Origin of the sequence: Phaeodactylibacter luteus, from assembly GCF_007993045.1 — a bacterium.
In the GTDB taxonomy this organism is placed as follows: domain Bacteria; phylum Bacteroidota; class Bacteroidia; order Chitinophagales; family Saprospiraceae; genus Phaeodactylibacter; species Phaeodactylibacter luteus.
The window spans coordinates 23,602-49,973 of record NZ_VOOR01000033.1; the positions used below are offsets into that span (position 1 = coordinate 23,602).

Annotated in this window: 21 protein-coding genes; 16 read left to right on the forward strand and 5 right to left on the reverse strand. The window is 55.1% G+C overall.

The window, feature by feature from the left end; genetic code table 11:
• Nucleotides 1–6: 6 nt before the first annotated feature.
• Complete coding sequence (locus FRY97_RS14975) at nt 7–1,743, reverse strand: hypothetical protein (RefSeq protein WP_147168367.1); 1,737 nt, start codon at nt 1,741–1,743, stop codon at nt 7–9.
• Nucleotides 1,744–2,089: 346 nt separating this feature from the next.
• Here FRY97_RS14975 and FRY97_RS14980 point away from each other — a divergent pair, with 346 nt between their 5' ends.
• The 5 genes from FRY97_RS14980 (at nt 2,090) to FRY97_RS15000 (ending at nt 7,515) form a co-directional block, all read left to right on the forward strand.
• The gene (locus FRY97_RS14980; protein ID WP_147168368.1) at nt 2,090–2,614 is read left to right on the forward strand and encodes a tetratricopeptide repeat protein; all 525 of its coding nucleotides are present in this window, start codon (nt 2,090–2,092) and stop codon (nt 2,612–2,614) included.
• A gap of 76 nt (nt 2,615–2,690) precedes the next feature.
• Nucleotides 2,691–3,287: a tetratricopeptide repeat protein gene (locus FRY97_RS14985; RefSeq protein WP_147168369.1), complete on the forward strand. Its 597-nt coding sequence runs from the start codon at nt 2,691–2,693 to the stop codon at nt 3,285–3,287.
• A 167-nt stretch (nt 3,288–3,454) separates the two neighbouring features.
• The gene (locus FRY97_RS14990) at nt 3,455–4,144 is read left to right on the forward strand and encodes a response regulator transcription factor (protein ID WP_147168370.1); all 690 of its coding nucleotides are present in this window, start codon (nt 3,455–3,457) and stop codon (nt 4,142–4,144) included.
• Between the two features lie 50 nt (nt 4,145–4,194).
• The gene (locus FRY97_RS14995; RefSeq protein ID WP_147168371.1) at nt 4,195–5,580 is read left to right on the forward strand and encodes a HAMP domain-containing sensor histidine kinase; all 1,386 of its coding nucleotides are present in this window, start codon (nt 4,195–4,197) and stop codon (nt 5,578–5,580) included.
• A 360-nt stretch (nt 5,581–5,940) separates the two neighbouring features.
• Complete coding sequence (locus tag FRY97_RS15000) at nt 5,941–7,515, forward strand: SulP family inorganic anion transporter (protein ID WP_147168372.1); 1,575 nt, start codon at nt 5,941–5,943, stop codon at nt 7,513–7,515.
• Between the two features lie 326 nt (nt 7,516–7,841).
• Here FRY97_RS15000 and lnt read toward each other — a convergent pair whose 3' ends face one another.
• Entirely contained in the window at nt 7,842–9,617 is a 1,776-nt protein-coding gene (gene lnt, locus FRY97_RS15005) for an apolipoprotein N-acyltransferase (protein ID WP_147168373.1), read from the reverse strand.
• Between the two features lie 25 nt (nt 9,618–9,642).
• Entirely contained in the window at nt 9,643–10,650 is a 1,008-nt protein-coding gene (locus FRY97_RS15010) for a GSCFA domain-containing protein (RefSeq protein WP_147168374.1), read from the reverse strand.
• Between the two features lie 89 nt (nt 10,651–10,739).
• Between FRY97_RS15010 and FRY97_RS15015 the strand changes: the two genes are divergently transcribed.
• The 8 genes from FRY97_RS15015 (at nt 10,740) to FRY97_RS15050 (ending at nt 20,054) form a co-directional block, all read left to right on the forward strand.
• Nucleotides 10,740–12,068 (forward strand): YbjN domain-containing protein, encoded by a 1,329-nt coding sequence (locus FRY97_RS15015; protein ID WP_147168375.1) that lies wholly within the window; start codon nt 10,740–10,742, stop codon nt 12,066–12,068.
• Nucleotides 12,069–12,432: 364 nt separating this feature from the next.
• On the forward strand, nt 12,433–14,793 hold the full coding sequence (locus tag FRY97_RS15020) for an outer membrane beta-barrel family protein (protein WP_147168376.1): 2,361 nt from the start codon (nt 12,433–12,435) through the stop codon (nt 14,791–14,793).
• A 74-nt stretch (nt 14,794–14,867) separates the two neighbouring features.
• Nucleotides 14,868–15,362 carry a 1,2-phenylacetyl-CoA epoxidase subunit PaaD gene (paaD, locus tag FRY97_RS15025; protein WP_147168377.1) on the forward strand — a complete coding sequence of 165 codons (495 nt, stop codon included), beginning with the start codon at nt 14,868–14,870 and terminating at the stop codon, nt 15,360–15,362.
• Between the two features lie 76 nt (nt 15,363–15,438).
• Entirely contained in the window at nt 15,439–16,215 is a 777-nt protein-coding gene (locus FRY97_RS15030; RefSeq protein WP_147168378.1) for an enoyl-CoA hydratase-related protein, read from the forward strand.
• Nucleotides 16,216–16,853: 638 nt separating this feature from the next.
• Nucleotides 16,854–17,936, forward strand: a complete 1,083-nt coding sequence (gene meaB, locus FRY97_RS15035) for a methylmalonyl Co-A mutase-associated GTPase MeaB (RefSeq protein ID WP_147168379.1) — start codon at nt 16,854–16,856, stop codon at nt 17,934–17,936.
• A gap of 165 nt (nt 17,937–18,101) precedes the next feature.
• The gene (locus FRY97_RS15040) at nt 18,102–18,689 is read left to right on the forward strand and encodes a LemA family protein (protein ID WP_147168380.1); all 588 of its coding nucleotides are present in this window, start codon (nt 18,102–18,104) and stop codon (nt 18,687–18,689) included.
• Nucleotides 18,690–18,769: 80 nt separating this feature from the next.
• On the forward strand, nt 18,770–19,198 hold the full coding sequence (locus tag FRY97_RS15045) for a TPM domain-containing protein (protein ID WP_147168381.1): 429 nt from the start codon (nt 18,770–18,772) through the stop codon (nt 19,196–19,198).
• Entirely contained in the window at nt 19,179–20,054 is an 876-nt protein-coding gene (locus FRY97_RS15050) for a TPM domain-containing protein (protein WP_170254672.1), read from the forward strand. Before FRY97_RS15045 ends, FRY97_RS15050 begins: the two co-directional genes overlap by 20 nt.
• 7 nt (nt 20,055–20,061) lie before the next feature.
• Here FRY97_RS15050 and FRY97_RS15055 read toward each other — a convergent pair whose 3' ends face one another.
• The gene (locus FRY97_RS15055) at nt 20,062–21,906 is read right to left on the reverse strand and encodes a tetratricopeptide repeat protein (RefSeq protein WP_147168383.1); all 1,845 of its coding nucleotides are present in this window, start codon (nt 21,904–21,906) and stop codon (nt 20,062–20,064) included.
• A 392-nt stretch (nt 21,907–22,298) separates the two neighbouring features.
• Between FRY97_RS15055 and FRY97_RS15060 the strand changes: the two genes are divergently transcribed.
• The 3 genes from FRY97_RS15060 (at nt 22,299) to FRY97_RS15070 (ending at nt 25,884) form a co-directional block, all read left to right on the forward strand.
• Nucleotides 22,299–23,600, forward strand: coding sequence for a hypothetical protein (locus FRY97_RS15060; protein ID WP_147168384.1), 1,302 nt, complete (start codon nt 22,299–22,301; stop codon nt 23,598–23,600).
• A 25-nt stretch (nt 23,601–23,625) separates the two neighbouring features.
• Nucleotides 23,626–23,829, forward strand: a complete 204-nt coding sequence (locus FRY97_RS15065) for a hypothetical protein (protein WP_147168385.1) — start codon at nt 23,626–23,628, stop codon at nt 23,827–23,829.
• A gap of 447 nt (nt 23,830–24,276) precedes the next feature.
• A complete protein-coding gene (locus FRY97_RS15070) occupies nt 24,277–25,884 on the forward strand; it encodes a hypothetical protein (RefSeq protein WP_147168386.1) in 1,608 nt (535 codons plus the stop codon).
• Here FRY97_RS15070 and FRY97_RS15075 read toward each other — a convergent pair.
• Entirely contained in the window at nt 25,787–26,341 is a 555-nt protein-coding gene (locus FRY97_RS15075) for a glycoside hydrolase family 15 protein (protein WP_170254673.1), read from the reverse strand. The genes FRY97_RS15070 and FRY97_RS15075 overlap by 98 nt on opposite strands.
• Nucleotides 26,342–26,372: the final 31 nt, after the last annotated feature.

Below are 26,372 nucleotides of genomic sequence, written 5' to 3' on the forward strand. Positions count from 1 at the left end.
GCCCAGTTACCGCACCAGCGACAGCGGTTGCAGATAGGCCCCTGACTGGCCCTGACCTTTAAGGAAATACAGCCCCGGAACCTGTGGGCCAAACTCCAGGCGCTGATGCCCTGCAAGGGCCTGCCCTGCCCAAACTAACTGGCCATCAAGCCTGTACAACCGGAGTGCCATGCCCTCTGGAAGGTCTGCCCATACCGCCCCGCGAGCGGGGTTCGGGTAAACGCTGAGCGGCTGAACGGTGGCCAGAGGCAGGGCATTGAGGTTGCTGTCATCGATGCGGACTACGTAAAACGCGTCAAAATCGGGCGACTCGTACCCATTGTCAAGAATGATATTGCCCCCAAAATCCAAGGTAGTATTGAAATTGGCAGCTGCGTAAAGCTGCTTGTCCAGGCTGGCCAGCACAAAATGATTGGTGCTGAAAGGCGCTGCTGCCAAAAGGCCGGGGCGGTGGGCCCATAGCGCTTCCCCTCCCTTACTGAACCGGGCCCAAAGGCTCACCGCCCCGTCGCCAGGAAAATCCAGCGCTATGCCATTGCCCAATTGGACACCAGTGCGGAATGCCGCTGCCCCTAAAAAAATATCCCCGTCCGGGTGTACGCTGATGCTCGCGTCAGAGGCAAATATAGATTTTGCCCAAAGCAGCTGACCGCTGCCATTGAATGCAGCCAGCCCGGTTTTCAGGAGGCCGTCCTCTTGTTGAAGGTACTCCAGCTCTTCCGCCTCGTCAATGAGCACCTGCCGCTCGTGGGCGAAAGCCACCACAATTTGCCCATCCGAAGCAGTGCCCAAGCCCAGCGGCACCATAAGGCCCAGTTCGGGCTCCAAGTTCCGGTGCCAAAGCAAGCTGCCTGCTGTACTATAATGTGCAAGCAGAGCGCCGCGGTCGCCGCCACCGTTGTCGTTCAGCAAGATCTCGCCATTGATCAGCAGCCCGCCTGGGCTGTAAGCTATGGCGACTGCTGCTCCTTGGGCTGTTGCAGCAAGATGCAGCCCCTCGGCATTGCCGCCATCGGTAGGAAGTGGCGACTTGATATCACGTGCCCAAACGAGGGCGCCTGCCCCATCGAGGGCTGCCAGGAAAAAGGTCTTGCCACGGTCTGATGTTTCTTCAAAAACCAGCTCGCCCGCTACCCGGAACTGCTTGAAGTAGCTCCCCGTAATGTAGACCTGCCCAGAAGAAGAAACAGCTAAATCCTCTATCCTGTCGCCTTTCTCAAAGACGTCGTCATCATCAGCTCCGCCAAAAGTGCGAGCCCAAGAGAGCTCCCCAGCCAAACTGTACCGGGCGACAAAACCATCATAATAACCATTGGCAAAAATGGTGGTGACGGTGCCCGTACCGTCTGCCTCTAGCTGTAGAGGCCCATATTCTGCAGAAGCGACATCGCCCGCTACGTATAGGGCGCCTCCTTCCACGTCAAGGGCTTTCATGACGCCCATCGTGAGCCTGCGGTGCCAGAGGATTTCCCCGTCAGTATCCATTTTTAGGACAAAGCCGGTCTGAGCCCCACTGTAAGGCCCGTGTACGGGCGAGCCCCCGTCCAATAAAGTGGCCCGGTTGAAGCCCACGGCGTACAGAAAGCCATCGGCGTCGTAGTCCATGTCTACAATAGCCAGGTTCTTGCCAAAAGAAAAAATAGGGTTGGAAACAGACAGCCGCTTGCCCCAAATGGCTTCAGGGGATTGTGCAGGCAGAAAGGCAGGGATGAAACAGAGCAGAAGATAAACGAATCGGTCCATGGGATATCGGGATAGGTAAATCGCAAAAGTACAACCCCGACGGCGCAAAAAAAAGAAGGCAACCTGTTGGCTGCCCTCCGTCTACTTAGCTTAACCTATTTACCTATTCTTAATCCTGGAAACCAGGCTTTTTTCATACTAAGGAAGCGCTTCAACCGCTTCGTTCAATATCTCGTCATCCAAGTCCATGCCAAAATTCATCAACTTGTTTTGCTGAATTTTACACATACAAAAACAATACATACATTCCCATTACTGGAAAATACGGCTCATTTTAGGAAAAAAAGAAGGCGCCGGCGACCCGCTTGAAAATCCTTAGGGCTTGACTACCTTTGCAAAAAAAACGATGACAATCATCTGGCTGAAATACAGCGTCATGGGCCTTTGTTTTGTCCTTGGAGCGCTCCTACATGCCCGGCTAGGGCTGTCGCAGGCTTGGTACCTTTACGCGGGTGCAGGCCTGCTGGCAATGACACAACTGCTGATGGGCAATGTGTGGTCTGCATACAGTGCCCTGAAGCGCGGGCAGCTGCAGCAGGCAAGCCGCATTCTGAAGCAAGTCTGGGCGCCTGGGATGCTCCTGAAGCGAAACCGCGCGTATTTCTATTTCACTAAAGGGATGCTCGCCCTGCAAGCCAAACAGTTGGACGGTGCTGCGACAGGGCTGGAAGAGGCGATAAACACCGGGCTGGAACACCCTAATGATGGTGCACTGGCAGCTTTGAACCTTGCACACATCAGCTACGTTAAGCAAAACTGGGGGAGCGCAGCGGAGTGGCTTGAAAAAGCGAGATCCTTTGCAGTGAACGACCTCATGATCAAAGAAAAAATGAGCGAATTGGAACAGGCGCTCGCAAGCCGGCAAAATTAAATTCCCGTCAGCTGGAACGCTTTTTTTGCTACCTTTGCCCCCCAATTCAGAATCTTTAGCCAACAAGTTCAAGACTATGTTTACGATAAATATCTATCTGAAATTTGCACTGATCGCCGTAGGCCTGATCGGCGGCACCGCGCTTTGGGCAACACTTGGCGTATGGTACGGCATTTGGTTTGTGCTGCTGGGCCTGGCCATGCTGGCCACTTACCTCCTCTTGGGCACGGTGCAGTCAGCAGCCCTGCTGATGCAGGCCGCTGATTTTGAAGGTGCAGACCAACGCCTAAACCTCACGCTCAAGCCCGAATGGCTCTATGCGACCAACCGAGCTTACTTCTATATGATCAAAGGCTCTGTTGCCCTGGCCCAAAAGGACATGGAAGCTGGAGAGCGCTGGCTTAAGAAAGCGGAAGAGGTTGATGTGCCTACAGATAACGAGAAAGCAATGCTACAGCTGCAGCTGGCTAATATCGCTGCCTCTAAGGGGCGCTGGAAGCAAGCCGAACACCACTTCCGTGTGGCCAAGCAGTGCAAAATAACCGAACCCAATATCAAAGAACAGTTCAAGCAGTTTGAAAAGGCGTTCCAAAACAGGGGCGCAGCACAACAGGCTTCCCGCATGGGCGGCATGCGGCCAGGCGGCAAGCGCAGGCGGCCGAAAATGCGCTAGGCCTTTTGGATACAACAGCTCTTCAGGGGGATAGTGCATGGCCGGTCTGGCCATGCACTATTTTTTTTGCCCGGCAAGGCCAATAAGCGCACAACAGCCCGGCCATACGGCTCAACCCAGCTGCCCTTCCAGGCGTTCTCCTTTTCATCACTGCATGCAAGCCGCCTATGAAAGTATTAATCATCGAGGATGAAAAAAACATCAGCAGCGTCATCAGCAAAGGGCTGGCGCAGCACCACATCCACTCGCAGGCTGCATTTGATGGTGAAGTAGGGCTAGACCTGCTCCGCGTGGCGCCCTTCGATTTGATCATACTCGATATCATCCTGCCTAAAGTCAATGGCTGGGAAGTATGCCGGCAAATCCGCCAGGAGCTCAAGCTTTCTACCCCTATCCTTATGCTTTCCGCTCTAGGCCACACCGAACATGTCGTCAAAGGCTTAGACGCTGGCGCAGATGATTTCCTGGCCAAACCCTTTAAAATTGATGAGCTTGCCGCCCGGGTCAGGGCCCTATACCGGCGCAACAGCCAATATAGCCCGGTGAGCGCTGCCCAAATCAGGGCCGTCAACCTTGAATTGGACCTCAACCGCATGCAGGTCAGGCGGGGACAGGAGAACATACCACTTACGGCACGTGAATTTGAACTCTTGAAATGCTTTATGCAAAACCCCGAACGGGTACTGACCCGCGAAGAGCTCTTAGATGCCGCATGGGGCATCAGCTTCGATACAGGGACCAACGTAGTGGATGTGTACATCAATTACCTGAGGCGGAAACTGGAATCCGGTGGGCAGCCTAGGGTCATACATACCAAAATTGGCGCAGGGTACTACCTCGGGCCAGCTGCTCAATAGGCAAGCGCCCGGAAAACACAAACCTGCCTCCTCAACCGCCCAAGCCTTATATGAAACTAAGAGACCGCATTGCCCTTAATTTTGCGCTACTGACTAGCAGCATCCTCTTCCTGATGGGCTTGCTCCTCTTTGTGCTCTACCGCAATTACATACAGCACGAGTTCACTACGCGCCTGCACGAACGCTGCCTGATTGCCGCGCAGCTCTATTTCGACCGCGAAAAGCTGAGCGAGGTTGCTATAGAAAGCATTTATCAAAAACACCTGCGCACCTTGCCCAACGAGCAGGAGTACATCTTCGATCTCGAGCAAAAGGACAGCATGCTCGCCTACCTGCCTTCCTTCCTTGCCCAACAGCTAGAGGGGCCCCTCTCAAAGCAGCAAGAGTACTTCAAGGCACAAAGCCAGGACACCGTAGGGGTCGGTATTCTATACCGGGACATGGCCGGGCCCCACTTCGTAGTCGTCACAGCCATCAACCGCCAAGGGCAACAAGAAGTGCGGGAGCTCGGGAACATACTAGCTGGGCTGGCCGGCGTATACTTGGTGGGCATCTTTTTTATAGCCCGTTGGTATGCCAGGCAAGTCCTTTCCCCCCTCACAGCCATGACAGAAAAAATGAGGCTCGTCAATACCGCCAACCTGCATGTCCGCCTAGACCCCCTGCCCGGTGCGCACCCAGATGACGAGCTCGGGAGTATTGTGGAAGCCTTCAACAAAATGCTGGGGCGCCTTGAGGCTTCCGTGGAGGTGCAGCGCAACTTCATCACCCACGCCTCCCATCAGCTCAAAACCCCGCTTACGACCATCCTAGGGGAAATTGAGCTGGCCCGGCAGCAGGCCCGCGCCCTTCCTCCAGCAGTCATAGAATCTTTATCGCATATCTCTGAAGAATCCGAACGGCTCAACCGGCTTATCCTAAGGCTGTTGCACCTGGCCGAAGTGGGGACGGAGATCAATAGCCTCCCCTCAAACCCTGTACGCGTGGATGAACTGCTGTTCAAAATACAGGAAGAGCTCTTGCTCGACTACCCCGGCCGCCCCCTTCAGATCGATACCGGCACCTTCCCCTCTGCCCCAGAAAGCCTTGAAGTCAGCGGGGATGCCAACTTGTTGCAGATTGCCTTGTTCAACCTGGCCGAAAATGGGCTCAAGTACTCCAACAGCACAGTTACGGTCCGCTTATCGGTAAAGCCGGGCTTGTTGGAAGTTCTGATCCAAGACCGTGGCCCCGGGATCCCGCCCCATGAGCGGGAAGCGGTATTCACCCCTTTTGTCAGAGGGCAGGGGGCCCAAGCTATACCAGGATACGGCGTAGGGCTGCCGCTTGCGCAAAAAATCATTGCGCTACATGGCGGGGAAGTTGTGCTCGCCTCTGAAGGCAATAAAGGAGCGCTAGCCATAGTCCGCCTGCCCAATGGGCAAGGCCTGCTCTAATCTCTTTTTAATGTACTTCTAATGCCTGCCTAATGCACAGCACCCGAGATTATTGCATCTTTGCATGGCAATAGCGAAACTGCCTGCTCAAAGCACAACACTTCTCAGCGCTTCAGCTCCTTAACACACCTGATGGCGCTAGCACAATGGTTTCCTACCTGCATAAAACTGTAAACAATCAGGCCCCAAAAGGGCAAACTGGCTATAAAATGTAGTGACCAATGAGAATCCTGCCCCGCAACGCAGTACTGCTGTGGAGGGGGCAGGTTTGGTCGTTTATTGTTCACCTTACCGCAACCACGGCATGCACAGCTACAAAGGCTGCCGTAGCTGCACAAAAGCACAAACCATACCCTCGCTATGAAAGAAAGCTATGCTGAGTACGTGAAGCACTACTCGAAAGACCTCCCCGCTTCCCTTGTTGTATTCCTCGTGGCCCTCCCCCTATGCCTTGGCATTGCGCTGGCTTCCGGAGCCCCGCTCTTCTCAGGGCTCATCTCCGGGATCATTGGGGGGATCGTCGTTGGCGCACTTAGCGGTTCGCACACTAGCGTGAGCGGCCCAGCGGCAGGCCTCACCGTTATTGTGTTTAGCGCTATCGCAGAACTGGGCAGCTTCGAGCTCTTTCTCGCTGCAGTAGTCCTTGGCGGGGCATTGCAGCTCCTGCTCGGTTTCGCCAAAGCCGGCATTATCGGGCTTTACTTCCCCTCTTCCGTCATCAAAGGCATGCTAGCGGCCATTGGCCTCATCCTGATTTTGAAACAGCTCCCCCACTTCTTGGGCGTAGACATGGAAGCTTTCGGAGAGATGGCCTTCGCCGATGGTGAAGGAGGCAATACTTTCACCCATTTCTTCTATGCCCTTCAGCACATTCAGCCCGGGGCGGCCATCATCGGCTTCCTCTCCTTGGGCATCCTGATCTTATGGGAACAGCCTGTCATCAAGCAGCAAAAGGCTTTAGGGATATTGCCCGGGGCGCTTTTGGCCGTCCTTGCGGGTGTAGGGCTGCACCTCCTCTTCAGGAGCATCAAACCAGAATGGGCCCCCAACTCAGAAATGCTGGTCAACCTGCCTGTGCTACATGATATGGAGGCCATCAAGACCGCCTTATCCTTTCCAGACTGGTCTGGGTTGGCCAACCCTCTGGTGTGGAAAACGGCCGTAGTCATCGCTATCGTAGCCAGCTTGGAAACCCTGCTCAGCATTGAGGCGGTAGACAAGCTCGACCCCCTAAAGCGGCATACGCCCAAAAACCGGGAACTGCGTGCACAGGGAGTCGGCAATATGTTAGCCGGCTTGATCGGAGGGCTGCCGATGACCGGGGTCATCGTCCGCTCGTCTGCCAACCTCGCCTCAGGGGCAAAAACTAAAATGTCTGCGGTCTACCACGGCGTACTGCTCCTCACTTCCGTAATGCTGATCCCCGGGCTGATGGGCTATATCCCGCTGGCATCACTGGCTGCTGTACTGCTCATTGTAGGGTACAAGCTCTCCAAACCCAGCCTTTACCGGCAACAGTTCCGAGTGGGGTACAATCAATTCCTCCCCTTCATCGTAACCATTGCGGCCATACTCCTGACCGACTTGCTGACCGGTATCCTCATCGGCATGGCGGTAGGTATTTTCTTTATCCTCCGGGCCAATTACCAAACCCCCTACCACTACCACGGGGAAGAAGAAGACGAAGCTCAGCCTGGCAAGCGGATCAAAATACTGCTCAGCGAGCACGTGTCTTTTATCAATAAAGCAAGCTTGCAGACCACGCTCGACCACCTGCCGGATGGCGCTTTTGTCACCATCGATGGCTCTAGGAGCACAGAGATCGACCCCGATGCCTTAGAGCTCATCTACGACTTCCAGACCAACGCAAAAGAAAGGGGGATTACCCTTGAGCTCATTCAGATACCTGCCCCTACCGGAGCGGGCGGGCACTAGGAGGAGTGCTTAGCCCATAACAAGACAGGCAGGGGGCGTAAGCCAAAATGCCACAGGCGTCTATGTTTCTTTTGGGGCTTTAGCCTGGCATCGGCCTAGCGCTGCGGAGGGGTGGCAAGCCCGATAGGGCCGAGCGGATAGCGAGCCCCGGAGCATAGCGGCACCTGCCATCGGGCCTGCCCTAGCCTTGCGGCAGGGGCAGGCCCCCTCCAGCTAAGGAGGCTGGGCAGGCAAAAAACGACAATCGATACTCCCCTCGGGCATATTAAGGAAAAACCTTAGCGAGGTTTGCCGGAGGAGGCCGGGCTGCGTTATTGTAGCTGATATCAAGCCCGCCCCTCCTTCGGTATCAAACTCCGCACCAGCGTGTTCAATAGCAACAGGGCCGAGCCAAACAAAGCGATCCGTGCGATCAGGTCGCCCCAAACTACATAAAAAGTAACCCGGTCACTGAAATATATCCTCTGCCGGATGGCTGTGGCCTCCCCATATCGTGTGGGCTGAAGGATATCCCCCCGCTGATTGATGAAAGCAGACACCCCCGTATTGGCAGAGCGCGCCACCGACCGCCGCGTCTCTATTGCCCGCAGGGAAGCCATATACAGGTGCTGACGATGGCCTGCCGTATTGTCCCACCAGCCATCGTTGGTCATGATGAAGACCGCTTGGGCGCCCTTTCGGACATACCCGGTTACATACTCCCCAAAAATGGATTCGTAGCAAATGACCGGCGCTACCCGCCCTGCAGGGCTTTCCAATACGCTGCGCTCCGCTTGGGTGCCTACGCCAGCTGTGGTGCCCTCTAGCCGGTCTACCAAAGGCTCTAAAAAGAATAACAGCTCCTTGAACGGGAAAATCTCCGGGCCCGGCACCAGCTTTGATTTGCGGTAAACCGGTACCTCCTGCTGCCCTGCATTGAGCTGTATGGCCGCATTGAGCACCTCGTACCTAAGGGTATCTCCGCCCCGCCTGACCACCATCCTTGCCGCACGGGTCAGCGGCTCCCCTTCCCTGAATTCGTGGTAGCCGTCAATCCCAGTGACTAAATTGAGCTCCGGGTACTTTTCCAGCAAAGGGGATAAAGCCTTAACAGCAGGATAGCTGAGAATAGCCGCCGTGTTGACCAATCCAAAGCTGGTTTCGGGAAAGACCAGATAATCTGTCTGCTCGCTTATTACCGGCTCGGACAAAGCCAAGAACCGCTCTATCTGCTCTTTCTCCGGCATTTTGAACTTCACATAGTGCGGCTCAAAATTGGGCTGCACCACGGCCACCTCGCGTTCTTCCCCATTGGGCTCAAAACGGAGATATAGCGCCAAGGAAATCGACATAGGCAAAACTACCCACAGGGCCGGGCGGAGCCAGCCCGCCGCTTTCCAGCCCTTAGCACGGGCAGCCTGCCACACCTTGAAGAACAGTACATTAGACAGCAAAACCCACAGGCTCCCGCCAAACACGCCGGTATACTCATACCACTGCACCAGTGAAGGGTACTCTGCGAAGCCATTGCCCAGCGTCAGCCAGGGCCAGGTCAGCTCCCAGTTGAGGTGGACATACTCGAACGCCAGCCAATAGCAGATCAGGGCTGCGTAGCGCAGCTTGGGCATGGCCCAGCGCGTTGTATGGAACAAGAGCACCGGCACAGTCATGAGCAGGGCATTGACCCATATCGCAAAGATGCCCGCCACGAATGCGGTATTGGCGACCCAATAAGTGGCTATAATGTTCCATAGGACAAAAGCGTGGTAGCTGTACCGGAACACCGCCCCCAAGCTACGCCCCCCTTTTTCGCGGCTTATCCAGTCCTCTATGATGAGCAGCGGCACAAACCCAACCATCAGCAGCCAAGGAAGGGGGAGGATGTCCGGAAAACCGACAGCGAGCAAAACACCGCCAGCCGTGGCCAGCCCCAGCTTGTCCCAGCTCCCGGGCCGGAAAACCTTGACCGCCAGCACCGTGGCCGCCCAAAAGGACAACAGGCACCATAACGGCCGGTACCCCCATAACTGGCCAAGCCCGCCAAGCCGAGCCATATCATACCCGGTATACACGGCCAGCAATGTAAAAAGTACAATGCCCGCATAGTGGATCGTCTTATTCATCTGTGATGGTTGATCTTTTGGTCGGTTAAAAAAATTGGCGGAGGGCCTGCTCTACCTCTGCGGCCTCTGCCGAAAAATCCAGCCTAGGGAAGGCTTGCCTTAGCTCAGCGATTTTCTCTAGGCACAGCTCAAGATATTCGCGGTGAGCCGGGCTGCCGGGAAATAAAGGGCGGTGGCGCAGCCGCTTCAACAACTTGCCCACCGCTGCCATCTGTAAACGGGCCGGGCGGTCCATGGCAGCCTCTACCAAAGCCGCCCAAATATAATCAGCAGCTTCCGGTGTAGGGTGCACCCGGTCTGAATCATAAAAGCGGTAGTCCCTCAGCTCGTCTATCAGCAGCTCGTACGAGGGGAAATAGAATACGCCGGGCCAGGCCGCTGCGGCCTCTGCCCCAAGGAGCAAAGCCGCTTTCGAACGTTGGTTCTCAATAAGGCCGTCCCGGGCATGCCGTACCGGGCTCACCGTCAGCAGCAGCTCCCGGCCAGCACAGGCTTCATAAACCTCCCGCAGGGCCCTGGCCACATCATCTGGGCCCAGCCTAAATTTCCGGAAACTGCCGGAGGGGCGCTTATGGCAATTGGCCACAACAGCCTGGCTGGCAAGGTCTTCGTACACAAATGCTGTGCCCAGCGTGAGCAAGACCACTTCCGAAGCTTCCAGCCCCCTTCGCCCCTGCTCGATGGCGCCCTGCATCTGTTGCAAAGCAACCGTGCGGTCGAAATGGCCCAGGCTGCCATGAAAATCGTTGTGCTGCCAAATGCCCTGGCTCTCGAACAAAGAGCCCGCCTCCAGCTCCTCTACGCTTGAAAAGTAACGGAAAGCCTTTGCTATCGCCAATGGATGGTACATGATCCCCATAGGATTGAGGCAGACTTCGAACTTATACCGTTGCAGCCGCTCCCCCATTTCACTGGCAAAGCAGGAGCCCATAGCCAGCACAGGCCGCCCGTAGCGGATTGCCGGCATTTCTTCCGGCAGCTCCACCGGCAGGAAATAAGCATCAAGCCCCGGGCGGAAAGTCCTGTTTTTCATTACGCCCTAAATGTAGTATTTTTCGCGCTATTGGCAGGCAGGTTGTCGACATTGCAGAACAGCATGCCCACAGGCCTAAATCTCATCACATGGCTTTATTCAAGTGGTTATTCGGAGCGGACAATTCGCATCAGCAACAGCCTTCCATCCGGTTCGGCAGGTACACGGACGCTTACAAAGCCCCTGCCTGCTATGCAGCCTGGGATGAAGCCCAGGCCCTATTCGAAAATGATGACTTCCTGCAAGCCTATGAGCAATTCCTAATCTACCTCAGAGATGAAGACGAAGACAACGTGAAGTGGGAGCGGGCCAAAGGGGGGCTGAAATTCGAAATCTACCAAGGGTCCAAAAAACTCTCGGGCTTCGCTACGCCACAGAAAGTAAGGGTAGAAGCCCCGGTGGTGCAAGCAGAATCATTCAATATCGGGCTGCTGCGCCAGCTCCTCGAACACAACTTCCACCTCAAATACGGCCGGTTCACCCTCGACACCTCCGGCAATATTGTCCTCGTTTTCGATACCTACACCCTCGACGGCTCGCCCTACAAGCTCTACTACGCCCTCCGGGAAGTCGCCCTTAAAGCTGATAAACAGGACGACCTGCTCCTCGAAGAGTTCCAAAGCCTGCAGCCTGTAGAGACCACCCACCTCGAAGCCCTGCCGGAAGCAGAAAAACTGGCGAAGTACGAGTTCATCAAACAAAAACTGCAAGCCACGCTCAACGAAGCGGAAAACGGCAGCCTCGACCGCAACCGTTACGCCAGCAGCTACGGCTATCTACTGCTCGACCTCATCTTCCGGCTCGACTACCTCATCAAGCCGGAGGGCTTTATGATGGAGACCCTGGAAAAATTGCAGCGGAAGTACTACGCCAATAACGGAAAGACCACTGCTGCCAAAAACGAAGCGCTCTGCAAAGGGCTGCACGGCCTGCTCGAGCGCCCCCCTTCTGATTATTTCCGCGAGATGTACCGCGGCAAAAGCACTTTCGGCATCACCCATACCGTCAACCACGACCGGGTAGCGGCAATCATTGAAGGCGAGCTCTACCACATGGACTGGTACCTCGAGCATGGGCACCAGCAAATGGCGCTTGCTATCCCCGGCTATATCGTCGGTTTCTGCCTTTTCAACTATGCCGTGCCCAAGCCCGACCGCGACCTATTCCACCTTTACTACCAAATCGCTGAGGAGCCCTATTTTCAAAGCCTGGGCTTTCAAAACGAGTTCACCGGCCACAATGGGCAACTCCAAAAACGCAATATACGCCGCGCTATACTCCGCATAGTGGAGGGGAACAAACCGTTCTTCCCCCAGCTCTCCTTCCCCACCCAAACCCTAGACTATACCAACATGCCTGCATTTGCCCGCAGCTTCCTGAATGCCATAAAAACGCTCAATCTGACCAAAACCCTATAGCACACACCGGCGCTCTGGCACGCACAAGCAGCTCTCCTGTTTGGGGCCTGCACCTGCCGTCAAGCTTGGGGCCACCCTCGCCTGAGGCTTCGGGCCGCTACGCTACGGGGCTCGCTGTCCGCTCGGCCCTAACGGGCTTCCCACCCCTTCGCATCGCTTGTCCAGTGCCCCCGCAAAAGCCGGCAATCTCAAAAAAGCCTATGCCATTTAGGCCAGTGCCCCCTGCTTTCGCCCATGCCCTGCCACAAACCGCCTACCCGTTAACGATCCACAACGGGCCAGGCAGAATCTTCAGAAAACCACCGGTTTAAGTAATCGTTTCTGGCAAATCACTGTTACACCACTGAAAACCAGTGATGAAACTATGAATAACGACTACTGCCACACCTTGCTTTTCGCATTTGCCCTGCTTTGGGGCACCTCCTCAATTGTTGCTCAAAGCCATCCGGTATCAGGCCTATTAGCAGACCAAGAAACGCAAACCCCTCTGCCGTACGCTACAGCCGTATTCTTCCAACTCCCTGACAGCACAACAGCAGGCAGCAGCCTCACACAAGACGACGGCCGCTTTGAGCTCTCTTTGCCCAAAGGCCAGTACTACGCTGTTTTCCAGTACGTTGGCTACGCAGACAAAACCTTGGAAGGGATAACCATCGATGGGCCGGCAGCGCTTGGGGTTATAGGCATGCGGCCCGATGCCATTGCCCTTCAGGAAATAGAAGTAGCTGCCGAGCGCAGTCAGATGGAGCTCAAACTAGACCGGCGGGTCTTTAACGTTGGCAAAGATCTGACCAATGCGGGCAACAGCGCCGCTGATATCCTGGACAAAGTGCCCGCTGTCAATGTCGACCCTGAAGGGAATATCAGCCTTAGAGGCAGCCAAAGCGTCCGCATCCTCGTCAATGGCAAACCCTCAGGGCTGATGAGCGCCGGCGAGACGGAAGCCCTGATGCGGATGCAGGGGGATATCATCGAGCGGGTGGAAGTCATCACCAACCCTTCTGCCCGTTACGAAGCAGAAGGGGAGGCCGGCATCATCAACATCATCCTGAAAAAAAATAAAGAGAAAGGCGTAAATGGCTCTTTCGGGCTCACCGCAGGCTACCCCCAAAACTTTGGCGGCTCCTACAGCCTCAACTACCGGCAGGAAGACCTCAACTTTTTTTCCAACTTTGGCATAGACTACCGCAAATCGCCCGGCGGCGGCACCTCAGAGCAGCGCTTCTTTGACGGCGGCCTGCTCAGCAGTGCGTTCAACAGTGAGACAGAACGCCTGCGGGGCGGGCTTGGCGGCTACCTGCAGCTTGGATCTGACTGGTACCTTTCCCCCGGAGCCACGTTGACCGGCTCGGTGCTCTACCGCACTGGCGAAGACGTCACCGATGCCAGTATCGTATACCAAGACCTCGATGCCAGCCTAAACCCTATCCTCACCACCCGGCGGGAGACCGAAGAGGAGGAGCGCGACCATAACTTCGAGACTGCCCTCAACTTCAATAAGGTGTTCGGGGGGGATGAAGGGCACTCTTGGACCATAGACTTCAAGTACATCCTCGATGATGATACCGAGCTGGCCGGCTACCGGCAAAGCAGCAGTGATCAGAGCGCCCCGCTGATTCAGCGCTCCAGGAATACCGAAGATGAGGCCAACATCCTTCTGCAGACCGACTATATACGCCCTTTAGGCGAAAGCTCAAAAGTAGAGGCCGGCCTAAGAGCTGCCTTGCGCACCGTCAACAACGACTTCCTTGTGGAAGAAGAGGCCGCAGGCGCTTTTGAACCCCTGCCGGAGTTCAATGACGCCTTGGAGTATACCGAGAACATCTACGCAGCTTATCTCATCGGCGGGCACGAGTTTGGCGCTTTTGGGCTGCAGGCCGGGCTGCGCGCCGAGCTCTCCGATATTACCGCCGCACTGCTCCGATCCGGCGTTTCCAACGACCAAGACTACCTCAGCCTGTTCCCCAGTGCCTCCCTTTCCTATAAAATCTCTGGCAAAGACCAAGTGCAGCTCAGCTACAGCCGCCGCCTGAGCCGCCCCTACTTCCGCAGGCTATTGCCCTTTTCCAACTACAACGACCCCAGGAACAACAACATCGGCAACCCTAACCTAAGGCCAGAGTTCACCCATGCATTTGAGGCCGGCTTCCTGAAATATATGGACAAAGGGTCTTTTCTCTCTGGTATCTACTACCGAAGGACTACAGGCGTCATCGAGCGCCTTACCCTCCCCGCAGAAGACGGTACCACTATCATCTACCCCGTCAACCTGGCTGAAAGGGATGCCTATGGCGTGGAGCTCAACTTCTCCTACAACTTCACAGAACAATGGGACATCACTTCCGATCTCAATTTCTACCGGGCCCTCGTGAACGGCAGCTTCGAGGGACAGGACTACAGCGCTGACATTTTCAGCTGGGACGGCCAGATTGCTTCAAAAGTCAAAATTGGAGAGGCTTGGAAAGCTCAGGCCTCCTTCGATTACCGGGCGCCCAGGAATACGCCCCAAGGCCGGCGCCTGTCTATCTATATGCTCGACCTCGCCCTTTCCTTTGATACTTTCGAAGGCCGGGGCACCTTCACCCTCACTGGGCGCGACCTCTTCAACACCCGCAAACGGCGCGTTATCGTTGACCTCCCTGACTACCAGGCCGAGTCGGTATTCCAATGGCGGCAGACCCGCAGTGTGGTGCTGACCTTCAACTACAGGCTGAAAGAAAAGTAAACCCCATGGGCAGCCGCTAAAACAGCAGCACCGCCAACCATACGAACAAATGTTTGTTTGATAAAGAAAAAGGTATGCCAACCCTAACTACTGCTGCTATTTGGGCCGTGCTCGAAGCGGTAAGCGACCCCGAAATACCTGTGCTCACGGTAACTGACCTTGGCATTGTGCGCGACGTGAAGCTGCACGACGATGGGCTGACCGAAATCGTCATCACTCCTACTTATTCTGGCTGCCCAGCTATGAACACGATCGAAGTGAACATCAGGGCGGTCTTGGAGGAGCACGGGGTGGCCCCCGTAAAAGTGACGACTGTGCTGCAACCTGCCTGGACCACCGACTGGATGACCGAGCGCGGCCGGCAGAAGCTTTTGGCGTACGGCATCGCCCCTCCTGTGAACGGAACAGCAGATAAGGGCGCGCTCTTCGCGGAGCAGCCGGAAGTGGCCTGCCCGCAGTGCGGGTCCGTACATACCGAGCTGGTCAGCCAATTTGGGTCTACTGCCTGCAAAGCCATGTACCGCTGCCTCGACTGCCGCGAGCCTTTCGATTATTTCAAGTGCCATTAGGGCCCGGCAAAAGTACGAACCGCCTGAGCTCAGCCATTTGCCAGCAACTTATTATTTTGGGGGCAAAATAAAACCAATGAGCACCCTACTTTTTGAAAAGCAGGCCGGTATCGCCCGCATCACCCTGAACCGGCCGGAAAAATACAACAGCTTCAACCGAGAGATGGCACTGGCTTTGCAAGCTGCCCTCGATGACTGCAAAGCAGATGACGAAGTCCGGGCCATTTACCTGACCGGGGCAGGCAAAGCTTTTTCAGCAGGGCAAGACTTGGGGGAAATTGTCGCAGAAGATGGCCCTGCGCTGACCACTATCCTCACTGAGCATTACAACCCCATCGTTACGCGGCTCCGGGCCATAGAAAAGCCCATCGTAGCCGCTGTGAACGGGGTAGCAGCAGGGGCAGGGGCCAATATCGCCTTAGCTTGTGATGTAGTAGTCGCCACCGAATCTGCTTCTTTCATCCAGGCTTTCAGCAAAATAGGCCTCATCCCCGACAGTGGGGGCACCTTCACCCTTCCCCGCCTGATCGGTTTCCAAAAAGCGTCTGCCCTTATGATGCTGGGCGATAAAGTGCCGGCCGTAGAGGCTGAGCGGCTCGGGATGATCTACAACTTTTTTCCAGATGACGAGTTTGAGCAGGCCAGCTATGCACTTGCTGAACAACTGGCGCAAATGCCCACTACTGGCCTGGGGCTGACCAAGCGCGCCCTGAACTACGCTCTGTCCAACGATCTTGACCGGCAGCTGGATATAGAGGACCAACTGCAGTCCGCAGCCGGGCAAACGGAAGATTATGCAGAGGGGGTCAATGCATTCCTCGAAAAACGCAAGCCCTCTTTTAAAGGGAAGTAAAAAGGTATGGCCCAAGATGCCGCAGGGTCTAGCTTCATGATGGCAGCGGACTAGCGCTGCGAAGGGGTGGGAAGCCCGTTAGGGCCGAGCGGACAGCGAGCCCCGCAGCATAGCGGCACCTGCCTTTGGGCAGGGGCAGGCCCCATACCGTTAAGGCGGGGGCAAGCCTCAGTAAGAACAGTAGTCGGGCTGGCGCCCGAGCAAAAGAACCTGCCGCCCCGGCTGTAAAGAGAGTCAGCGGCAACTACCCGGTGAAGGAATAATCACGTAGCTGGCCGGGGCAGGCAAGCCTTGAAAAAAGCTTGAAAACAGGAAATTTTGGGTTTTAGGTGCTCCTCGGGAAAGGCGGCAACGGTGTTGGTTTGCCGTTTCTATGAGCAGGCCCAGTGCATTTTCTTCCATTGGGCTGATGTAAAAAAGCACATTCTTTAGGGCCTGCACAAGCCCTTATGTTTCGTATACCTAGGTTTAACACCGTACCAGCAGCAACTGCCAGCCTTAACGTTTTATTTTTTCACAAAAACCTAACAAACAATGAAAAACACATTTGAAAATACCCTTAAAAATAAATTTAACACTTCTTGTACCGTTTAAAAAAGGTGTTAAAACCTTCTTACCAGTCGTAAATCCACTTCCTCATGCCCACTCCTGACCGCCCTACCCAGCCCAAGACGACCAAAGGCGTCGCCCAGCCCGGCAGCCTCAACCCCAACCTAAAAAAACGGCATCGGGCCGCCTGGGCTTTGGAAGACTACGTTACAGGGATCCGCTCCGGAAGCCGGGTCGCCCTATCCCGGGCCATCACCTTGCTGGAAAGCACCCGGCCAGCACACCAGGAATTAGGCCAGCAGATCCTCGATGCCTGCCTGCCGCATAGCGGCCAGAGCGTACGCATTGGCATTACCGGCACCCCCGGGGTGGGCAAAAGCACTTTCATCGAAGCCCTTGGGCAATACCTCATTGGGCAAGGCAAACGGCTAGCTGTGCTGGCTGTAGACCCTAGCAGCCAGGTCAGCCATGGCAGCATTTTAGGGGATAAAACCCGCATGGAGGAATTGTCCCGTAAGGAGGAAGCCTTTATACGCCCTTCGCCGGCAGGCCAGTCCCTGGGCGGCGTAGCCCGCAAAACACGGGAAGCCATCCTGCTGTGCGAAGCAGCCGGCTACGATACCATACTGGTAGAGACTGTAGGGGTGGGGCAATCAGAGATCGCCGTCCACTCCATGACCGACTTTTTCTTACTGCTACTGCTGCCGGGCGCAGGAGACGAGCTGCAGGGCATCAAGCGGGGCATCGTTGAGATGGCAGACCTCGTCGTCGTCAACAAAGCAGATGGCGAAAGGCTTCCGCTGGCCAAACGCGCTAAGCAAGAATACCGCAACGCCCTCCACCTCTTCCCGCCCAAGGAAAATGGATGGGTACCAAGGGTAGAAATCTGTTCTGCCATTGATGGCACGGGGGTTAGGGAAGCTTGGCAGGCCATCTCCCGCTTTGTAGAACATACCCGGCAGAGTGGGGCCTTTGAGCGCAACCGCCAACAACAAGCCCAATACTGGCTGCGCGAGGCCATCAACCACGCACTGCAAGCGCTTTTCTACGCCCACCCGGAAGTAAAAAAACTGCTCAGCCCTCTAGAGGAAGCCGTCAAGGAAGGAAAGCAATCTTCCTTTCAAGCAGCGGAGGCCCTGCTGGCCGCTTTCCAAAAGCCTTCTGCCTCCTGAGGCGCGTTATATGTGCTCGATTGCGGCCTTAACCCGTCCTAAGTTGTTCAAGATTACATCGGGCAGTAGACGGAGCTTCGTCTAGGATTTTGTCCATTCAACCGATTACCTTTGTATTGAAGCGGCAAAATGCCGATCCTTTCACCAAAATAACCATTACTGAAAATGAGATCATTTGTTCTCCCTATTGTGCTTATCGGCTTAGGCCTGATGCTATTCGTTGGCGGCTGCAACAGCTACAACAGCTTTGTGGATATGGATGAGAATACTGAAAACGCCTGGAGCAAGGTGCAGAGCGCCTACCAACGCCGGGCCGACCTCATCCCCAACCTGGTGGCGACCGTCAAAGGCGTAGCCGATTTTGAAAAAGAAACGCTGACCGCCGTTACTGAAGCGCGGTCTAAAGCCACGAGCATCAATATCGACCCCTCCAACCTGACCCCTGAAAAAATGAAGGAGTTCCAAGCGGCACAGGGGCAGTTGTCCCAGAGCCTTGGGCGCCTCCTCATGGTTTCAGAACAGTATCCGCAGCTGCAGGCCAGCCAAAATTTCCGGGAGCTCCAGGTGCAGCTCGAAGGGACCGAAAACCGCATCAAGGTGGAGCGGGACCGCTACAACGATGTTGTGACCCAGTACAACAAAAAAGTACGCCGTTTCCCGGGCAGCCTCTTCGCTGGCCTGTTCGGCTTCGATCAGCGCGCACAGTTTGAGGCAGAAGCCGGCGCACAGAACGCCCCGAAAGTCGAGTTTTAACCCTTGCCCTGCCCAGGGCATTCCTGCCCGGGCAGCCCTACGCTCGCTGCCCGGGCACCCATCTAAATTAAGGTTTGGACATGGTCCAGTTTTTCAGCCCGGAAGAAGAAGGGCGCATCATTGCCAGCATACGAGAAGCGGAGCGCAATACCTCAGGTGAGATACGCGTGCACCTAGAAGACGAGCTCAAGGGCGATGTACTTGAGGTAGCAGCCCGCACCTTCCAAAGGCTGCGCATGCACGAGACAGAAGCCCGCAATGGGGTGTTGATTTTCATTGCCCCCCAACAGCGCAAATTCGCCATCATTGGCGATAAGGGCATCAACGAAAAAGTGCCTGAGGGCTTCTGGGACGAGGAGCGCGACCTGATGCTGCAGCATTTCAAAACCGGCGATTTTGCCGGAGGGGTATGTGCCGCAATCCTCAAAGCAGGCGAGAAGCTGCAAGCCTATTTCCCCTACCAATCTGATGATGAAAACGAACTGCCCGATGACATTTCCTACAGCTAAACGCGCTGTCTATTTTTTATTCTCGGCCCTCTTGCTTGCTACAGCCCCCGCTCTGGCACAAGAAGCAGTGCCTGAGCCCACGGGCTTCTTAGTCAATGACTATGCCGGCCTGCTCAGCCGGCAGGAAGTGGAGCAGCTCGGGGGCAAACTGAGCCAGTACGCCCGCCGGACATCCACTCAGATCGTAGTCGTTACCGAAACGGCACTGAACGGAGCGGACCCCTTTAGCCGGGGGCTGGCCTATTTCGAAAAATGGGGTATAGGCGGCAGCCGGGAAAACAGCAATGGCGTACTGCTCTACGTTGCCAAAGCGGACCGGAAAGTGCGTATCGTCACGGGCTATGGGGCAGAAGGCTTCCTCCCTGATGCCCTGTCCAAAAGGATCATCGATCAGATCATCACCCCCAATTTCCGGGAAGGCCGTTATTTCCGTGGGCTAGACCGGGCCACTAGCGCCATCATGGAGCTGGGCGAAGGGGAGTACATCAACGATACCCCACAGCGCGGGCAGCAAAAAAAAGCCAAAGGGGGGATACCTACCCTGCTCATCATCATCCTGGTAGTGCTCATCATCATCTTCCTAAGCAGGCGGGGCGGCGGTGGAGACGACGACGATGACGACGGCGGCTACTACCGTGGCGGCCGCTATGATATGGACCGCAGGCGGCGCAGAGGCCGGCGCGGTGGCGGCTGGTTCTTCTTCCCCTTCCCCATGGGCGGTGGCTACCGTGGCGGCGGTGGCGGCTGGCCGGGCGGCGGCGGCAGCAGCGATGGCTGGGGCGGTTTCGGCGGCGGCGGTTTCGGCGGTTTCGGTGGCGGGCTGACCGGAGGTGGCGGTGCCGGCGGGGAGTGGTAATCTGGCACTAAGGTGCCTTGTAAAGCCATTTTGTCAAAAAGCTGGAGAGCTGTCGGGTATTGTCTAGTTGGAGCGTTTCTGCAATCCGGGCTTTCGCTTTTTCCACAGCTCCTTGCGTCACGTAAAGGACCTCACCAATCTCCTGATTGGTAAAGCCTAATGCAATCAGAACAAGATATTGAAACTGCCTTTGAGATATATTGGGGTAGGCACTTTGAAGTTGTGCGATAAAGCCTGGAAAGTTGTCATTAAATTCGAGTAAAAAGTTTTCCCATCGAGGAGTAGCATTAAAAGCCATTTCTACGCGCCGCTTGAGCATATCCGGATTGCGCCGGTACTTCTCGCACGCTTCGAGCACCCTTGCCTTTAGCCGGTTGGCTTGGACCGACTGTGCCAGTAGCCGTTTTTTTTGTAGGCTTAGCTCTGCGCTTTTGGCTTGGTTTTGGTCTTCAAGTTGCTGCTGCCGGTCCTCGAGCATCTGTTTTCTCAGCTGCATCCTCTGCCGGAAGAAATAAAATAGCACAGAGAGCAATATCAGTATCACGGCAAGGCACGAAGTCAAAAAACGCATATAAGCTTGTTGCTTTTTCAGCCACCTTTGTTCTGCCTCTTTTTTCAGCAGCTGATCCTGGTATTCCTTAACACGTTGACTAGTTGTCATGTCAGCAAGTATACGGAGGTTGCTGCGCCGGGTGAGGCTGTCGCGAATGGCTGCAGCCTGGGTAAAATCCTCCAGCGCCTGCCTAAATTCCCCTGCCAATTGATATACTTCACTGCGTACTTCGTACAATTCACTCCCCTCATCAGAGTAGCGTTCATTGCAGGCTATAGCATTGTTTAGCAGCTCCAAAGCCTTCTGATACTTATTTTCGGTATGGCTCAAAATGCGGCTTTTCCAAATTGCCCAACCCGGGTCGCAAGCTCGTTCTTCTAAAGTATACTGGGCTCCATATTTTTCCAATAAGGCGTTAAGCCGCTCCCATTCTTTGGCTTCATAGGCCAAAAAAAGGCTCTCGATCAGCGTAGGCCCCGGAGCAAGCCCTTTCTGTCCTACCCAAAAGAGTGCGGTGTCCAAATGACTTTGAGCAAGCTCTGTGCGCTCTATTGAACGGTAAACCTTGGCAATATTCAAATGAGCAAGGTAGCTCAAATAAGGGTACTCGTATTGGCGGGCTGTATCGATAAGCGAAGAAAATACTTCAATAGCAGCCTTGAGCTCCCCTTGATGCTTATTAACAATCCCTACGTTCAGACGGGTGACAGTCCTGCTCCTACGGGCATAAGGAGTATTTACTTTTTCTCCATATTGCATCGCCTTTTGGAAATATTGTAACGCTGTTTCGTAAAACGCTGTCCTAGAGTATGCAATGCCAAGGTTAGCAAACATGGACAAGGCATTAGCAGGATGCTTTTCCTTGTCTAACACCCGCAGCGATCGCTGATAATAATCGATGGCCGTTTCAAATTCTCCCTGCGAGAGATGTATGTTGGCCAACAGGCCAAGGTCTGCTGACAGATAAAAGGAGTCTGCCAGTAGTGAATCGCAGCGGAGTGCCAACTGAGCGTAGTGCATAGCCGTATCATATGCCCCGCTCCGCGTGGATCGGTTAGCAATATGGTTATAGTAGTACTGCGCCTCCAAAGAAAGAGGGGCAGGCTTCACAAACAATTGATGGTAGTAGCTCAGTAAGCAATCGACATCCTCTTCCCCCTTGGCATCCACCTCAACAATATGTGAAATCAACCGGCCTGCTTCCCAACCTACGGGTATCTTTTTGATTGCTGCCTGGCAATTTGCGTGGGCGGAATATGGGGCTATGCAGATTAAAAAAAATGCAACAACAGTCCTCATCGGCTCGTCCGTTAATTTAAGCTCTTTACAAAAAGAACTGGGAACAGCATAAGATGTGTGTTGTACCGCTGTGCATATTTATCCTCAGCAATATACCCTAAAACCCAGAAACAAGAAAACCTTTGCCCCCTATAAACACAACTCATTTATTATCAAATATTTACAACAAGCATTATGGTTTAATTCTCATCGGAAGATGCAGTAAAATAATAGTGATTTTAAAGTCAATCTCCATTTTGCACCTGCCCCTCAAGATTGGAGGTGATCGCCTTCAACTGAGCCTCACACCGTCTCTTATGATATGGGGGCGCTTCCCTTCAGAAAACTAAAACAGCTTATTGAACAGCAGCTGGCTGTTTGCACCTTACTAACTTTTTTGAACGCTTTTAGCTATGATCTTTTTCATTCTTTGCTGTCTATCCGCTCTGTCCTCACCCGCCCAAGCCTCTACAGTAACCTATGACTTTGAAAGCCTGGCCTTGGGCAGCCTGAATGGGCAAGACAACTGGCAGGTACTAGCCACTGGAGGGGCAAGCATCAACGGGGCTGTAGTTGCAGACGTCTCCTCTGAGGGGCTTTATACCGGCTCGCGCGTATTACAAGCGGATGCAGGCGGTGGTAGTCGACTCCTATACCTCAGCCGCATTAATGATGGCAACTGGAGCCTACCTTTTTTTTCTGAGGGGAGCGTCATCACCATTGAATATGACCTCGAAATCAATTACTGGGACGCTTCCTTTACCTTAGGGTATGATGTTAATGATGACGGGCACATCCAAGACAGTGAGGTTACTATAGGGCTGCTGTACAGGCGGTCTGATGGCAAAATGGCCATCAAAGGGCCAGGGCATTCAGATAGGGCTACCTATACCTTCGCTACTGATAACAACCAAAAGTGGTTACATGTATCACTGAGCATAGACCTGGGTGCCAATGATGGGGCGGGGGCGGTCTCCGTTACCATCCAAAACCTGACAGATAGCGGTACGGCCTTTTCCCCAGGCAGCCTGCAAGATGTCAACCTTGGTTTAGACACTAACGCGGCCGGTTCGGCCAACCCTACTTTAATCAATGGCATGCGGTACTTTCACGATGCGGATGACCCATCTCGGCTCGACAACCTGTCCTTTACAACGGCAAGCGCCCCCTTGCCGGTCCTCTGGCACCATTTCACCCTGAGGGAAAACAACCATCAAGCGCTGCTGTCCTGGTCCACTGCCCAAGAGCTTAACAACTGCCACTTCGTAATTGAACGCAGCCCAGAAGGGCGCTATTGGGAAGCCTTGGGGCAGGTTACAGGCAAAGGTACTACCCAGGAAATGCAGTACTACGAATGGACAGATCTGCCCGGGCCTGGGCGTTGGCACTACCGCCTGAAGCAAGTCGACTATGATGGCCAATACACTTACAGTCAATCTTTAACCCTATTCATGCCTTATCCCAATGGAATACCTCTATTTAGGGTTGCCAACCCTGCCCAAAAACAATTGGACCTGTTTTGCATCGATCCAACAGCGGAACCTTTGACAATAATGCTGGCCAACTCACAGGGGGGCATCGTACTAGAGGAACTATTCACCCCTGCCCACACGCTACACTTTGCACTCCCCAACCTTTCAAGCGGGTATTACTTCTTATCCATAAGCACCCTGAGCGGCAGGCTATACTACTCTGCACCTGTTTTCTTTTACTGAACGGCTGCCCATAACTCTCAGCCTGTTGCCAGAGCCGGATGTATGGCTCGTTTCCCGAGGCGACCGCATCTGCTGCTCCAGTGCCACGACCTGTACCTCGCTCACCGACCCCGGCATACTGCACGATACAGCCCACCGTAAGCCCCCCACTCCCACTTCAAAACAGCTCCCCGCCGGCTGTGGCATCTATACCGCCCATAGGTTCAGCCACCCTGCGCCCAATATCTGATAACGCCCAGGCCATGTTCCGTTAAAATATTCCAGGCGGATATTTGGCGCATCCAGCGGCACCACCTCACATAGGGCACCGTGCCGCCAGACAGCATCATCTCCGTTTTTTACAATGACCCGCCAGTTCTCTGGGCACTATGCTTGTAGGCAACAACGCCGTCGTCCTCGTCATAGACCTGTCCGTTACTTTGGCATAGCGTAGAAGGCTTCCGCATAAACCGTGGGCGTGCGTTTGTCCATATCTGCTATAAGCAGGCTAGAGGGCTTGGTACTATTGCGAAAGCCGTATCGACAATGTCAAAAAGTGTCTCAAAAAGCGGAAAAAGATGAGATTCTCATTTGTTTTCGCTTTTTGAGACACCTTCCTGGTGAAAGACCTTCCTCTGAGCCTACAAGGTTATTCGCCACCCAAAATTTGGTATTTTGCCCCTCCAATCCGCCAACTATGAAAAACCTGCGCCCCGGAACCCTGTACCTCATTGCCTTCGCCCTCGTGCAGGCCTTCTACCTGCCCACACGCACCGCCGGCTTTGTCACCGACTTCACCGGGCTCTTGGGGCGCTTTGATGGGCAAGGCCCGGCAGGTATATGGGACTGCTTCGGCTTCCCCGCCCTACAACAAGTGCTCAATGCCATCCTTTACGGCATGTACAGTTTGTTCGGCACAGCCCACATTCCCTGGTACCTCCTCCAAACCAGCCTGCACGCCCTCAATGGCGTGCTGCTCTTCCTGCTCGCCCAACGGTGGCTGCTGCGCCTCGGCCACGCCCGCCCGCAAGCCATTGCCCCTCTTGCCAGCCTTTTGTTCCTCCTCTCCCCTTACGCCTCCGAGCCTGTTACCTGGCGGGTCGCCCAAAACTTCCTCCTCGTCACTGCCGCTGCCCTCGGCTCCGGCCTGCTCGCCCTGAAATGGGCTGAGCGCCCAAACCCCAAAACCTGGCTGGCCATAATGGCCTGTTTCCTCCCCGCCCTCTTCACCTTCGAACTGGCCCTCATCATACCTGCCCTCAATGCCGTCCTCCTGCTCAGCTTGCCCGGGCAACGGGCCGCACACGCCCTTAAAGTCATCGCCCCTCAGCTCGCCCTCATCGTAGGCTACTTCTTCATCAACCGTGCCCTGCTCGGCAGCTGGGTCGGGCATTACGGGGCAGAAGTACACCTGAGGTTCCAGCCACTAGAAGTAGCCGCCAACTTCCTGCGCTACGCTGCCAAACATCTCCTTTTCGCGCGCTACTGGCCCCACACCTGGAAAGCCGCACTCTTCAATGGCCTCCTCAACCCCTGGGCAGTTTGGGGGCTCCTGGCACTGCTCTCCTCTGCCCTCCTGTATATTGCCGGTACCTACCGACAGCAAAAACCCGCCCTGAAACTCTTCCTCCTGGCTGCCCTCTGCTACGGTGCCAGCCTTCTGCCCATATCCAACCTCTACTTCAACTTTACCCTCCTCGTCGAAAACGACCGCTACGGCTACCTACCCAGCGCATTCCTCAGCTTGGGCCTCATTAGCCTGCTCAGCTTGCTGGCCCGGCGCGCCGTGCTCATCGCAGCAGCGATCTGCCTCCTGCCTTCTGCCGCACTGCTATGGTCTACCAACCAAAAATGGCAGGTCGCCAACCAAATGTACCACGCCCTGCTGCAAGGGTTCAACTCCTACCATGCCGAAGAGGTCTACCTCCTCAACCTCCCCGACAACTACCAGGGCATAGGGCTGTTCCGCGACTACAGCGGCCAGGACCATGCCTTTGCAGACGCCCTGCGCTATATCCGGCAACAACCCTACACCGGCAAAATCCACGAAGTGGCACAGTACAACCTCACTCGCCTTACCGATGGGGCCACAGCAGCCAGAGACAGCAGTGGGCAAATCCGCGTTGAGTTCGAACAATGGGGGAATTGGTGGTGGCACCGGGGCATAGGTATGGGCAGTGGCTATCGATCAGAAGGGTACGAAGTCATCAGCCATGGGCATCATTATTTTCTCCTTGGCGCACCTCCTGCCGATGGGAAAGCCTTCTTGGTGCAAAGCGGGCTAGGCTGGAAAGAGGTAGAATAATCGTAGGGGCGTGCCCCTGCGCCCTGAAAAAGCACTGTAGCAGGGGCGCTACGCTCCGGGGCTCGCTATCCGCTCGGCCCTGCCGGGCTTGCCACCCCTCCGCATCGCTCACGCAGCCAGGCGATTGCACCCCGCCGTCCATCATGTGGCCCAACTGCAATGCCGCACTGATCAGCGCCAAATGAATAAACGCCCGGGCCTCCTCACGGAAGCCTAACTGCAGGAAAGCATACATCGTAAACGCCGTATCCCTCACCCAGGCATAGCGGCAATCCCAATTGCGCTCCCCGCCTACCTCCTCCGGAAGGCCAAAGGTAGCAGCTGCAATAGTGGCCCCGTGCCGCTGCAAAGTCAACAACTTCAAGGTGATTGCAGAGCGGCGCCCCGTTTCCCTCCACCGCCCCCGGTAGGAAGTCTGATTGGTCCAGCCTTCCCAAAAGCGGATGGTCTTGTCCAAGACCAAGCCGCGGAATGCTGCCGGCGGGCGC

What these genes read in the sequence shown, in the direction of transcription:
- FRY97_RS15060 (WP_147168384.1), top strand. Translation starts at nt 22,299, where the DNA reads ATGATCTTTTTCATTCTTTGCTGTCTATCCGCTCTGTCCTCACCCGCC.
- FRY97_RS14995 (WP_147168371.1), top strand. Translation starts at nt 4,195, where the DNA reads ATGAAACTAAGAGACCGCATTGCCCTTAATTTTGCGCTACTGACTAGC.
- FRY97_RS14985 (WP_147168369.1), top strand. Translation starts at nt 2,691, where the DNA reads ATGTTTACGATAAATATCTATCTGAAATTTGCACTGATCGCCGTAGGC.
- FRY97_RS15020 (WP_147168376.1), top strand. Translation starts at nt 12,433, where the DNA reads ATGAATAACGACTACTGCCACACCTTGCTTTTCGCATTTGCCCTGCTT.
- FRY97_RS14975 (WP_147168367.1), bottom strand. Translation starts at nt 1,743, where the DNA reads ATGGACCGATTCGTTTATCTTCTGCTCTGTTTCATCCCTGCCTTTCTG.
- FRY97_RS15015 (WP_147168375.1), top strand. Translation starts at nt 10,740, where the DNA reads ATGGCTTTATTCAAGTGGTTATTCGGAGCGGACAATTCGCATCAGCAA.
- FRY97_RS15050 (WP_170254672.1), top strand. Translation starts at nt 19,179, where the DNA reads ATGACATTTCCTACAGCTAAACGCGCTGTCTATTTTTTATTCTCGGCC.
- FRY97_RS15055 (WP_147168383.1), bottom strand. Translation starts at nt 21,906, where the DNA reads ATGAGGACTGTTGTTGCATTTTTTTTAATCTGCATAGCCCCATATTCC.
- FRY97_RS15070 (WP_147168386.1), top strand. Translation starts at nt 24,277, where the DNA reads ATGAAAAACCTGCGCCCCGGAACCCTGTACCTCATTGCCTTCGCCCTC.
- FRY97_RS15040 (WP_147168380.1), top strand. Translation starts at nt 18,102, where the DNA reads ATGAGATCATTTGTTCTCCCTATTGTGCTTATCGGCTTAGGCCTGATG.
- FRY97_RS14980 (WP_147168368.1), top strand. Translation starts at nt 2,090, where the DNA reads ATGACAATCATCTGGCTGAAATACAGCGTCATGGGCCTTTGTTTTGTC.
- meaB (WP_147168379.1), top strand. Translation starts at nt 16,854, where the DNA reads ATGCCCACTCCTGACCGCCCTACCCAGCCCAAGACGACCAAAGGCGTC.
- FRY97_RS15000 (WP_147168372.1), top strand. Translation starts at nt 5,941, where the DNA reads ATGAAAGAAAGCTATGCTGAGTACGTGAAGCACTACTCGAAAGACCTC.
- FRY97_RS15030 (WP_147168378.1), top strand. Translation starts at nt 15,439, where the DNA reads ATGAGCACCCTACTTTTTGAAAAGCAGGCCGGTATCGCCCGCATCACC.
- FRY97_RS15045 (WP_147168381.1), top strand. Translation starts at nt 18,770, where the DNA reads ATGGTCCAGTTTTTCAGCCCGGAAGAAGAAGGGCGCATCATTGCCAGC.
- FRY97_RS15010 (WP_147168374.1), bottom strand. Translation starts at nt 10,650, where the DNA reads ATGAAAAACAGGACTTTCCGCCCGGGGCTTGATGCTTATTTCCTGCCG.
- paaD (WP_147168377.1), top strand. Translation starts at nt 14,868, where the DNA reads ATGCCAACCCTAACTACTGCTGCTATTTGGGCCGTGCTCGAAGCGGTA.
- FRY97_RS14990 (WP_147168370.1), top strand. Translation starts at nt 3,455, where the DNA reads ATGAAAGTATTAATCATCGAGGATGAAAAAAACATCAGCAGCGTCATC.
- lnt (WP_147168373.1), bottom strand. Translation starts at nt 9,617, where the DNA reads ATGAATAAGACGATCCACTATGCGGGCATTGTACTTTTTACATTGCTG.